The 11,017-nt window shown below is 45.1% G+C and carries 12 protein-coding genes; 5 read left to right on the top strand and 7 right to left on the bottom strand.

Annotation, left to right across the window (positions count from 1 at the left end; translation table 11 throughout):
• Positions 1-31: 31 nt before the first annotated feature.
• The 4 genes from L1D60_RS12430 to sdhC are packed head-to-tail and all read right to left on the bottom strand — an operon-like array spanning position 32 to position 3,258.
• Positions 32-745, bottom strand: coding sequence for a succinate dehydrogenase iron-sulfur subunit (locus L1D60_RS12430; protein ID WP_150869062.1), 714 nt, complete (start codon positions 743-745; stop codon positions 32-34).
• A 12-nt stretch (positions 746-757) separates the two neighbouring features.
• Positions 758-2,524: a succinate dehydrogenase flavoprotein subunit gene (sdhA, locus tag L1D60_RS12425; protein ID WP_239841331.1), complete on the bottom strand. Its 1,767-nt coding sequence runs from the start codon at positions 2,522-2,524 to the stop codon at positions 758-760.
• Positions 2,525-2,872 carry a succinate dehydrogenase, hydrophobic membrane anchor protein gene (gene sdhD, locus L1D60_RS12420; protein WP_239841330.1) on the bottom strand — a complete coding sequence of 116 codons (348 nt, stop codon included), beginning with the start codon at positions 2,870-2,872 and terminating at the stop codon, positions 2,525-2,527. It lies immediately after the preceding gene.
• Positions 2,866-3,258: a succinate dehydrogenase cytochrome b556 subunit gene (gene sdhC / locus L1D60_RS12415; protein WP_150893808.1), complete on the bottom strand. Its 393-nt coding sequence runs from the start codon at positions 3,256-3,258 to the stop codon at positions 2,866-2,868. Before sdhC ends, sdhD begins: the two co-directional genes overlap by 7 nt.
• A 416-nt stretch (positions 3,259-3,674) precedes the next feature.
• Between sdhC and L1D60_RS12410 the strand changes: the two genes are divergently transcribed.
• Positions 3,675-4,964 (top strand): citrate synthase, encoded by a 1,290-nt coding sequence (locus L1D60_RS12410; protein ID WP_032551858.1) that lies wholly within the window; start codon positions 3,675-3,677, stop codon positions 4,962-4,964.
• Positions 4,965-5,147: 183 nt separating this feature from the next.
• On the opposite strand, the gene L1D60_RS12405 is transcribed toward L1D60_RS12410, so the two are convergent.
• Positions 5,148-5,906: a Nif3-like dinuclear metal center hexameric protein gene (locus L1D60_RS12405; protein ID WP_239841329.1), complete on the bottom strand. Its 759-nt coding sequence runs from the start codon at positions 5,904-5,906 to the stop codon at positions 5,148-5,150.
• Between the two features lie 105 nt (positions 5,907-6,011).
• On the opposite strand from L1D60_RS12405, the gene L1D60_RS12400 reads away from it, so the two are divergent.
• On the top strand, positions 6,012-6,770 hold the full coding sequence (locus L1D60_RS12400) for a DUF1853 family protein (protein WP_239841328.1): 759 nt from the start codon (positions 6,012-6,014) through the stop codon (positions 6,768-6,770).
• Positions 6,771-6,847: 77 nt separating this feature from the next.
• Here L1D60_RS12400 and pgm read toward each other — a convergent pair whose 3' ends face one another.
• Both pgm and seqA read right to left on the bottom strand, forming a co-directional pair.
• Positions 6,848-8,494: a phosphoglucomutase (alpha-D-glucose-1,6-bisphosphate-dependent) gene (gene pgm / locus L1D60_RS12395; RefSeq protein ID WP_239841327.1), complete on the bottom strand. Its 1,647-nt coding sequence runs from the start codon at positions 8,492-8,494 to the stop codon at positions 6,848-6,850.
• A gap of 90 nt (positions 8,495-8,584) precedes the next feature.
• Positions 8,585-9,133: a replication initiation negative regulator SeqA gene (gene seqA, locus L1D60_RS12390; RefSeq protein ID WP_239841326.1), complete on the bottom strand. Its 549-nt coding sequence runs from the start codon at positions 9,131-9,133 to the stop codon at positions 8,585-8,587.
• A gap of 93 nt (positions 9,134-9,226) precedes the next feature.
• Here seqA and L1D60_RS12385 point away from each other — a divergent pair, with 93 nt between their 5' ends.
• From L1D60_RS12385 to fldA, 3 genes are all read left to right on the top strand, one after another.
• On the top strand, positions 9,227-9,988 hold the full coding sequence (locus tag L1D60_RS12385) for an alpha/beta fold hydrolase (RefSeq protein WP_239841512.1): 762 nt from the start codon (positions 9,227-9,229) through the stop codon (positions 9,986-9,988).
• Positions 9,989-10,118: 130 nt separating this feature from the next.
• Positions 10,119-10,340, top strand: a complete 222-nt coding sequence (locus L1D60_RS12380) for a DUF2788 domain-containing protein (RefSeq protein WP_032551852.1) — start codon at positions 10,119-10,121, stop codon at positions 10,338-10,340.
• Positions 10,341-10,395: 55 nt separating this feature from the next.
• A complete protein-coding gene (gene fldA, locus L1D60_RS12375; RefSeq protein ID WP_239841325.1) occupies positions 10,396-10,929 on the top strand; it encodes a flavodoxin FldA in 534 nt (177 codons plus the stop codon).
• Positions 10,930-11,017: the final 88 nt, after the last annotated feature.

Raw genomic sequence — 11,017 nt, 5'->3', positions numbered from 1 at the left:
AAACAGCTAGGGCGGCAATTTTTATCTATTTCTAAACCGAACGATTCACGAGCATGGTCTTGATGTGACCAATCGCTTTCGTAGGATTTAATCCCTTAGGACAAACACTTACACAATTCATGATGCCATGGCAACGAAAAACGCTAAATGCATCATCAAGATCAGACAAACGTTCATCTGTCGCTGTATCTCGGCTATCAATTAACCAACGGTAAGCAGCTAGTAGGCCTGCAGGTCCGATGAACTTGTCTGGGTTCCACCAGAATGATGGACAAGACGTTGTACAACATGCACACATGATACATTCGTACAGCCCATCCAAATGAGCACGTTCATCAGGGGTTTGTAGATTTTCGCGTGACGGTGGCACATTGCCATCAGACACTAAGAATGGCTTCACTTTTTCGTAGTTATTGTAGAACTGAGTCATGTCCACGATAAGGTCACGAACTACTGGTAGACCCGGTAGTGGGCGAATCACAATCTTGTCTTGGCCAGATAGCGCAGACAATGGCGTGATACATGCCAGTCCATTTTTACCATTCATATTAAGACCGTCAGAACCACATACACCTTCACGGCATGAACGACGGAATGAAATTGTTGGATCTTGCTCTTTTAGTAGGATAAGAGCGTCCAAAAGCATCATGTCTGACCCTTCGTCTACTTCAAGAACGTAGTCCTTCATGTAAGGCTTTTGGTCAACATCTGGGTTGTAACGGTATAAAGAGAAATTCAGTTTCATGGTTAGATCTCCTTAGTACGTACGTGCTTTTGGTGGGAACGCTTCACGGTGGATAGGTTCCATGTTTACGTTACGCTTCGACATATCTTCCGTTTCAGGGTTGTAAAGCGTGTGGCATAGCCATTGCTCATCATCACGGTCTGGGAAGTCAAAACGAGCGTGTGCGCCACGGCTCTCTGTACGGTAGTTCGCCGCTACAGCAGTCGCGTAAGCTGTTTCCATTAGGTTTTCAAGCTCTAGACACTCAATACGCTGAGTATTGAATTCTGTAGACTTGTCAGAAAGGTGTGCATTCTTCAGACGCTCACGAATCGCTTTAAGCTCTTCTAGGCCCTCAGCCATTGCTTTACCTTCACGGAATACAGAGAAGTTGTTCTGCATACATTGTTGTAGATCTTTACGGATCTGCGCTGGATCTTCGCCGTCGGTGCTGTTTTCCCAACGGTTGTAACGCTCTAGTGAACGCGCAATGTCTTCTTCTGTAGCAGGCTTAGCGTCAGCTTGCTTCTTCAGAGTTTCACCTAGGTGTAGACCTGTCGCACGACCGAATACAACCAAGTCAAGCAGTGAGTTACCACCTAGACGGTTTGCACCGTGTACAGATACAGAAGCAATTTCACCACAAGCGAATAGACCTTGTACTTCAACATCGCTACCGTCTGCAGCTTGTTTGATCGCTTGACCAGAAACTTGTGTTGGTACACCACCCATCATGTAGTGACATGTTGGGATTACTGGGATTGGCTCTTTCACAGGATCAACGTGTGCGAACGTACGAGACAGCTCACAAACGCCAGGTAGACGAGATTCAAGTGTCTCTTTACCTAGGTGATCCAGTTTCAGTTTGATGTGTGGACCCCAAGGGCCGTCACAACCACGACCTTCACGGATTTCAACCATCATTGAACGTGCAACAACGTCACGACCTGCTAAGTCTTTCGCGTTTGGAGCGTAACGTTCCATGAAGCGCTCGCCGTCTTTATTCAGAAGGTAACCACCCTCACCACGACAACCTTCTGTTACAAGAACACCTGCGCCAGCGATACCCGTTGGGTGGAACTGCCACATTTCGATATCTTGCATAGGAACGCCTGCACGAATCGCCATACCAACGCCGTCACCAGTATTGATGTGTGCGTTTGTCGTTGAAGCGTAAATACGGCCAGCACCGCCAGTCGCTAGGATCGTTGCTTTCGCTTTGAAGTAGCATACTTCGCCTGTTTCCATGCAAAGTGCCGTAGTACCAAGAATGGCACCGTCTTCGTTCTTCACAAGATCAAGTGCGTACCACTCAGAGAACACTGTTGTCTTATGTTTAATGTTTTGTTGGTAAAGCGTGTGTAGCAGTGCGTGACCAGTACGGTCAGCTGCTGCAGCGGTACGAGCCGCTTGCTCACCACCAAAGTTTTTCGATTGGCCACCAAAAGGACGTTGGTAAATGGTGCCGTTATCAAAACGAGAGAATGGAAGACCCATTTTTTCTAGTTCAATAACTGATTCTGGGCCATTTTTACACATGTACTCGATAGCGTCTTGGTCACCGATGTAATCAGAACCTTTAACTGTATCGTACATGTGTTGTTCCCAGTGATCCTCGTGCGCATTACCTAGCGCAACCGTAATACCACCTTGAGCAGATACGGTGTGAGAACGAGTTGGGAATACTTTAGAAAGCAATGCACAAGATAGGCCTTGCTCAGAAATTTGCAGTGCGGCACGCATACCAGCACCACCAGCGCCGATTACTACGGCATCAAACTCACGAACAGGAATAGTCACTTACGCACCCCACAAAACAAACAGACCAGAGAAGAAATATCCAAGAAGAACCGCAACGACACCAACTTGAAGACCGACGCGTAGTTTCGCGCACTTGATGTAGTCGGTTAGCACTTGCCATAGGCCGATCCAAGCGTGAACAAGAACCGAGGTTAGCGCCAACATGGTAAATACTTTAGTGAAGGTTCCACCAAAGAATTGAGTCCAAGATGCATAAGAGATATCACCAGAGAAAGCACAGAAGCTAACTAGGTAGATAGTGTAAAGCGTCATAATGATTGCAGTTGCACGAATCAGTAGGAAATCGTGAACGCCATTACGACCAAATGTAGAAACGTTGTTTACCATACTAAGATCCCCGCTAGTAGAGACAATACCGCTGTCGCTGCGAATGCAACCTTAGCGCTCTTAGCGCCAGATTCCAGCTCTTCAAAGTGACCTAAGTCCATAAGAAGGTGACGAATACCACCAGCAATGTGGTATGCCAACGCGGTTAAAATGCCCCACAGAATAAACTTAACGAAAAAGCCATCGACAATGTCGCTTGCTTCCGCAAAGCCTTCCGGGGAAGAGAGGGAAATATTTAATAGATAAAGTAAAATTCCAATCGCAACAAAAGTAATCACCCCAGACACGCGGTGTAGGATGGAAGCTATTGCGGTGATCGGAAAGTGGATAGTCTGCAAATCTAAATTAACAGGTCTTGTCTTTCTTTCTTTCACGGGCTTGCTCACTCAGCTCCATTGAGCATTACGGTCATTAAATAACCTTTGATATTGTTATGGACAAAATTTGGTCGCAAACCTGCAAAATTTAACATTAACTTAACAAATAACTGAAGTTGAGCCTGAGTTAATTGTAAAATATTTGTTAACAACAAGGTTAACGAAGACACCTCACATTTCTTCTTAGCCTTGCATTTATAAGGTTTTAACCAAACTTTTCAGCGCCACTATACGGACGGCAACATTCTAATACAATTGATGTAACAAATAATGCTACACAGCACAGATTTTTAACGAATTTAATGTAAAAAACACTAACAAGTGCACACAAAGCTGCAGAAAAATTGACTTTCGGACGTAAGACCAGTAAAAAAATGGCACATAAACATCCTGGACGGATTAAATAATAAACAAAGGAGATTGTTATGGCGGATAAGAAAGCTACCCTTCATATTGAAGGTCAAGCGCCAATCGAGCTGCCGATTACAGAAGGTGTACTTGGTACGCCAGTGATCGATGTTCGTACACTAGGTTCTAATGGTTTTTTCACTTTTGACCCTGGTTTTCTTGCCACTGCATCCTGTGAGTCTCAAATCACTTTTATTGACGGCGGCAAAGGTATCCTTTTGCACCGTGGTTACCCAATTGACCAACTAGCCAATAACGCTGATTACTTGGAAGTATGTTACATCCTTCTCTATGGTGAAGCCCCATCACGCGACGAATACGAGAAATTCAAAACAACCGTTACTCGTCACACTATGGTTCATGAACAAATCGCAAGCTTCTTCCACGGCTTCCGTCGTGACGCGCACCCAATGGCCGTTATGTGTGGCGTGGTTGGTGCTCTAGCTGCGTTTTATCATGACTCACTTGATATCAATAACGACACACACCGTGAGATCGCGGCTTACCGCCTGATCTCGAAAATGCCGACGTTGGCGGCAATGTGTTACAAGTACTCGATCGGTCAGCCGTTCATCTACCCTCGTAACGACTTAAGCTACGCAGAAAACTTCCTTCACATGATGTTTGCTAATCCATGTGAAGAGTACGAAGTAAACCCTATCGTTGCTCGCGCAATGGATAAGATCTTCACTCTGCACGCAGACCACGAGCAAAATGCTTCTACGTCAACTGTACGTCTATCTGGTTCTTCAGGTGCTAACCCGTTTGCGTGTATCGCGGCAGGTATCGCATCTCTTTGGGGTCCAGCTCACGGCGGTGCAAACGAAGCTTGTCTACGTATGCTTGAAGAGATCGGTAGCGTAGATAACATCGAAGAGTATGTTGCTAAAGCGAAGGACAAAGATGACCCATTCCGTCTAATGGGCTTCGGTCACCGCGTTTACAAAAACTACGACCCACGTGCAACAGTAATGCGCGAAGCGTGTCACGAAGTACTGAAAGAACTAAACATCAAAGATCCACTGCTAGATGTTGCAATGGAACTTGAGCGTATCGCACTTTCTGATGAGTACTTTGTATCGAAGAAACTCTACCCGAACGTAGACTTCTACTCAGGTATCATCCTGAAAGCGATCGGTATCCCTGTTTCAATGTTCACTGTAATCTTCGCGATGTCTCGTACTATCGGTTGGATTGCACACTGGAACGAGATGCACAGCGACCCAACGAACCGTATCGGTCGTCCACGTCAGCTGTACACAGGTCAAGAGCAGCGTGACTTTAAAGCACTTCACGAACGTGAATAGTCGCAGTTAAAGTATGATTGTTAAAAAGGGTTGATGCGAAAGCATCAACCCTTTTCTTTTATACGAAATACGAGATATTTTGAATCTCTATAACAGCCGTCCAAGAGATTCCCTACGCCTTCCTTCGTCAGTCTAGGGAATGACGAGCGCTATTTACTCGTATCCCTCATCCCGTATCTGGTCTTATACCGGATTATCAATATCGATGAACTCAACATCCAAGCCGTGCTCTTTTGCCAGCCACTCACCTAGTGCTTTAATACCGTAGCGCTCCGTTGCATGGTGACCCGCCGCGAAGTAGTGAATATCTTGCTCACGTGCAGAATAAGTGGTGCGTTCTGAGATCTCACCCGAAATAAATGCATCTAAGCCATTAGCTGCTGCGAGCTCAATGTAGTCTTGGCCTCCACCAGTACACCAACCTACCGTTTCAATCATCTTATCAGCGTTGTCTGGAGCGATATGCAGTGGTTGACGGTTCAAAACTTGATTAATCTTCTCTGCAAACTCAGCTCCTGTCATCGGTTTACGTAATTTACCAAACATAGCGACAGATTGTGGGTGCCCTTCTAGGCCACCTTCTACTTCAATCTCAAGCAGTCGAGCTAGCTCTGCGTTATTGCCTAACTCCGGATGAATGTCTAAAGGCAAGTGGTAACCCATAAGGTTGATATCGTTTTTAATCAAAGTACGGATACGCTTACCTTTCATACCACGAATCGGCTCAGGTTCACCTTTCCAGAAGTAACCGTGATGAACAAGCAGTGCATCGGCATTGAGCTCAACCGCTTTGTCGATCAAAGCTTGAGAAGCAGTAACACCTGTGACCACACGTTTTACTTCAGACGCACCCTCGACTTGAAGACCATTTGGGCTGTAATCTTTAATTAATTGAGGTTGCAGCTTTTCGTTAAGAATTTTTTCTAGTTGTAGGTTATTCATTGCTTGTTCCAGCTTACATTTTTGATAACGTGGTTATATCAATTTACAGATAGAATGTCGAAAGCATCGTAAGGTCTTTTATACTAACCAACCAGTGAGGATTTGATGGCGTCATTACAACGATTTTTCCAATGGATCATGGAGTCACCGCCACTATTGGAGTGCAAACAGCCTGTCAGTGACTTAACGCAATTTTCGTCACCTCTCGCACTTCCGAACGACCATCAGTATCAAGGCAACCCAAGACTTGGATTTGTTTATCAACACCTGTGCCAAACCTTGATTGAGAACTCTCCGCACTACTCCATCGCTCATGACGAGATTCAAATTAATGTTGATGGCCGAACCTTGGGTGCGATCGACTTTATATTGGAAGATAAACGCAGTGCCCGCTTGGAACATTGGGAAGTGGCAATCAAGTTTTATCTGCTTCATGAAGATACTTGGTACGGCCCTAATGCGCATGACCAACTCGACAAGAAGTTTGATCGTATGCTGAGCCATCAGCTTAAAATGTCGAGTTCGGAGGCGTTTCGCGCTCAGTACCCAGACCTAAATATTCAATCGCAACATCTGTTAATGCAAGGTCGCTTGTATACCAACCCTTTTCTTGAGCAAGATGTTCCCACTCACTGTTTGGGCTATGCCATTAACCCGTCACAAGTGAATGGCTACTGGTGTTATCAAAACCAAGCTCACCTAATTGAAGAAACGCTATATCCATTAACTAAGAATCAGTGGGCTTCAGGTACCGACGATTTTGAGCAATCAGCCATTACAGAGTTTGGCGATCGCTTCGTACATGGCCAAACAAAATCAGGTCAATTCTGGTTCGTGATGCCTGAGCGCTGGCCACATGGATAGGGCCATTTTCTAAGTGGTACAAAAAAGGGTTGATGCTTTCACATCAACCCTTCTATTTATTTAAAATCGATTACCGATTATAGACCTGCTGCAGCAAATACTTGATTCACAATCTCTTGTGCTTCTGCTTCAATTTGCTTTAGATGCTCTTCACCCTTAAAGCTCTCACAGTAGATCTTGTAGATGTCTTCTGTACCTGAAGGGCGAGCTGCAAACCAACCGTTTTCAGTTGTCACTTTAAGGCCGCCAATTGCTGCACCATTACCGGGAGCGTGCGTTAGACGAGCTGTGATTGCATCACCTGCCAGTGTTTCTGCCGCTACCATTTCTGGCGATAGCTTTTTAAGAACGTCTTTTTGAGGACCGTTAGCAACAGCTTGAATACGGTTGTACTTAGACTCACCGTGTTTCGCCGCTAGCTCTTCATAGTAATCTTGCGGGTTCTTACCTGTAACCGCAGTGATTTCAGCAGCAAGTAGACAAAGGATGATGCCATCTTTGTCTGTTGACCATGGTGTACCATCTTTACGTAGGAATGAAGCACCTGCAGATTCTTCACCACCAAAGCCGAACGTACCGTTGTATAGGCCATCAACAAACCACTTAAAGCCCACTGGAACTTCACAAAGTTCACGTCCAAGGTCTGCAACCACACGGTCAATCAGCGCACTTGATACCAGAGTTTTACCTACAGCAACATCCGCAGCCCAACCTTCACGATGACGGTACAAGTAATCAATACATACCGCTAGGAAGTGGTTCGGGTTCATTAGGCCTTTCGGTGTCACGATGCCGTGGCGATCGTAATCAGGGTCATTACCAAACGCTAAGTCGTACTCATCTTTAAGTGCAAGTAGACCTGCCATTGCGTAAGGAGAAGAACAGTCCATACGAACCACGCCATCTTTATCGAGAGACATGAATTGGAAAGATGGATCAATCGCTTCGCTAACTAGTGTTAGGTCAAGGTTGTATGCTTTACCGATTTGACGCCAGTAGTCGATACCACTACCACCTAGTGGATCAACACCAATTTTTAAGTTTGCTTTCTGAATCGCTTCCATATCGATAACGTTTACTAGATCATCGATGTAAGGCTTAACCAGATCCATTTCTACAAACAGTTCCGATGCTTTTGCATCTACAAGAGACATGCGCTTCACACCTTGCAAGCCTTCCGCAATCAGCACATTTGCACGATCTTCAATCGCTTGAGTCAGCTCAGCTTCTGCCGGGCCGCCGTGTACTGGGTTGTACTTGATGCCGCCATCTTGCGGTGGGTTGTGAGATGGCGTAATCACGATACCGTCAGCCTTATCTTCATGCTTAAGGTTGTACGTTAGAATCGCGTGAGAAACGCCAGGTGTCGGTGTATAGCCATTGTCTTGTTGAGTGATGACTTGAACGCCATTGGCAACAAGCACTTCAACAACACTAGAGAATGCTGGCTCAGAAAGCGCGTGTGTATCTTTACCTACAAACAGAGGACCTGTTGTACCCTGCTCTGCACGCACTTCTGCTACAGCTTGAGCAATAGCAAGAATATGGTTTTCGTTAAATGTTGACTTGTCTGCTGTACCACGGTGACCTGAAGTACCAAACTGGACTTTGTGGTCAGGGTTAGAAGCATCCGGTTGCTGTAAGAAATAGTTCGCAACTAAAGCCGGGATATTATGAAGATCTTCCTGCTGAGCTTTCTGCCCGGCACGAGGGTGCATAGCCATTTTGACATCCTTATATACAAAATTAAAAAACAAAAAAACCTCATAATATCTTCTTTAGCATGGATATTATGAGGTTTAAATCAGATTTCCTTAGATTGAACCTGTTACTTTTTCTATTAGTTCAGCTTGGAAATTCATGCGACTCATCAACTGTTCAACCATCTGTCTTTTGCGACTCGTGTTGTTGTTGGTGATTACCCAGAATGGGCTGTGTGGAATCGCTTTTGGCTTAGTCGTATTGCCATTAGCCAATAGTGTCGCTTCATTGTCTGCGAAGTAGACACGCTTGCGACCTTTCACTTGAGTCGCTTCTGAAAAGCTCGCTGGGTCAATTTTATGCAGTGTCGATAGCACCAGCATGAAACGATCAATGGCTTTCTTTAAAGAGGCAAATTCATCTGAAATAAGCAGAGAGCGCATCTCTTTTACGCCATCTAGCTTCTCAGGAGTAACTGGAGTAAAGCCTACTTCCTTACTCACAACGATACCTTTCGGCTCCACGATCTCTTCAGCCGGAGCCAAGCCTTGGTTATCCACCTGCAATAAGCGGCGCAGAATATCTGAAGCACTTTCGCCGATACGTTCTGTCTGACCCGCGATATAACGGTATAGGTCCTCATCAACCTCAATTGTTTTCATTCGCTTTTCACAATCTCAATGTTTAAACTCTGGGGGATTATAGCGAGATCCGCGCGGATACTCTACGTCAAACCCACCATGAATAAGATAAAAATGTCTGTACAGCTCAACTATAAATTGGAAGGTGAGGGTCACACCATCGTTTTGATCCATGGATTATTCGGCAATCTGGATAATTTAGGCCTACTTGCTCGCGATCTTAAAATCGATCATCAGGTACTTAGCATTGATCTACGTAACCATGGTGTATCACCACACAGCGACACACACGATTACCGCTCAATGGCCGGCGACGTCGCGCAGCTATTAATGTCACTTAACATCTCTAACCCAACCGTCATTGGGCATTCCATGGGTGGCAAAGTAGCAATGGCGCTGACCGAGTTAGTAGAAATCAATAAACTGATTGTGCTCGACATGGCACCTGTCGCTTATACACAGAGCCGCCATGACAACGTACTTGCAGGTCTCAATGCGGTCATTCAAGAACAACCTACCTCTCGCTCCGAAGCTCTCCAAGTGTTAGCTCGACATATTGAGATTGATGGTGTGCGACAGTTTTTAACGAAGTCACTCTACAAAAATGAGCAAGGCATCATGGTCTGGCGCTTTAACGTGGCTTCACTTGAAGCCAACTACGCCAACATTATTGGCTGGGAACCTATTGAGAAAACCAGCGTCAAAACTCTACTTATTAAGGGCGGCGATTCTGACTACTTGATGCCAGAACACCAATCCGTGGTTCAGCAACAGTTTTCTAATGTAAAAGCACACGTGATCGCCAATACGGGTCACTGGTTACATGCTGAAAAACCAAAAGAAGTGCTACGCGCAATTCGCAAGTTTTTGAGCTAATTCGCCCGGCTTTTTGAAAGAACTAACTCTATATCAACAGATAAATGAGAAGTCAGCGATTTCTGCGGATTAACTTTATCTCACAACAGTGATATAGTGCGCCCAAGCAAAATTGGTATATAAGGTTCCCATGCTTTACGACTACATGAACATCATTGAATCTATTGGTTTAGATCTTCTGTTTGCATCGATTTTCTTTCTAATCGGTATGGCAATTAAAGACGTTCTGAAACAGGGTAATGTTCCGGCATTTGGTCGTCGAATCGTATGGTTAGTGCTGTTCCTTGGCTGCGCGGGTTTTATCGCCAAGGGAATAATTCAAGTGAGCTGGGAAGGTTCGGGGATCGGTTGATTCTCGCCCAAACTTTATTACACCGACAACAGACAAAATGAAAGGTAATGATTCTATGGCAAGTGTAGGTCTCTTCTTCGGTAGCGATACAGGTAACACTGAAGCTGTTGCAAAGATGATTCAAAAGCAATTGAGCAAGCAGCTCGTTCATGTTCAAGACATTGCAAAAAGCAGCAAAGAAGACATCGATAACTTCGACCTGCTTCTTCTAGGTATCCCTACGTGGTATTACGGTGAAGCACAATGTGATTGGGATGACTTTTTCCCAGAGCTAGAAGCAATCGACTTCTCGACTAAGCTAGTAGCTATCTTTGGTTGTGGTGACCAAGAAGATTACGCTGAGTACTTCTGTGATGCTATGGGTACGATCCGCGATATCGTTGAAGCGAAAGGCGGCACTATCCTAGGTTACACATCAACTGAAGGTTACGAGTTCGAAGCATCTAAAGCACTTGTTGAAGGCGACGACAGCCAATTCGTTGGTCTATGTATCGATGAAGATCGTCAACCAGAACTGACTGACGAGCGCGTATCAAACTGGGTTAAGCAAATCCACGAAGAGATGTGCCTAGCAGAGCTAGAAGACTAATCAGTCTGTCTGCTAACTGAAGTTATTAAAAAACCTCCCGCTCGGAGGTTTTTTTGTATCTATTTCTTTCAAACCGCAATTAAAGACA

It is taken from the genome of Vibrio sp. Isolate30, from assembly GCF_022397975.1.
In the GTDB taxonomy this organism is placed as follows: domain Bacteria; phylum Pseudomonadota; class Gammaproteobacteria; order Enterobacterales; family Vibrionaceae; genus Vibrio; species Vibrio fortis.
The sequence above is the reverse complement of the archived record's forward strand: the minus strand, read 5'-3'. Positions and strand labels throughout refer to the sequence as shown.

Bases quoted from the DNA above. Each gene is read 5' to 3' on its own strand.
- L1D60_RS12400 (WP_239841328.1), top strand. From the start codon at position 6,012: ATGGCGTCATTACAACGATTTTTCCAATGGATCATGGAGTCACCGCCA.
- L1D60_RS12380 (WP_032551852.1), top strand. From the start codon at position 10,119: ATGCTTTACGACTACATGAACATCATTGAATCTATTGGTTTAGATCTT.
- pgm (WP_239841327.1), bottom strand. From the start codon at position 8,494: ATGGCTATGCACCCTCGTGCCGGGCAGAAAGCTCAGCAGGAAGATCTT.
- fldA (WP_239841325.1), top strand. From the start codon at position 10,396: ATGGCAAGTGTAGGTCTCTTCTTCGGTAGCGATACAGGTAACACTGAA.
- L1D60_RS12410 (WP_032551858.1), top strand. From the start codon at position 3,675: ATGGCGGATAAGAAAGCTACCCTTCATATTGAAGGTCAAGCGCCAATC.
- L1D60_RS12430 (WP_150869062.1), bottom strand. From the start codon at position 745: ATGAAACTGAATTTCTCTTTATACCGTTACAACCCAGATGTTGACCAA.
- L1D60_RS12385 (WP_239841512.1), top strand. From the start codon at position 9,227: ATGTCTGTACAGCTCAACTATAAATTGGAAGGTGAGGGTCACACCATC.
- seqA (WP_239841326.1), bottom strand. From the start codon at position 9,133: ATGAAAACAATTGAGGTTGATGAGGACCTATACCGTTATATCGCGGGT.
- L1D60_RS12405 (WP_239841329.1), bottom strand. From the start codon at position 5,906: ATGAATAACCTACAACTAGAAAAAATTCTTAACGAAAAGCTGCAACCT.
- sdhD (WP_239841330.1), bottom strand. From the start codon at position 2,872: ATGGTAAACAACGTTTCTACATTTGGTCGTAATGGCGTTCACGATTTC.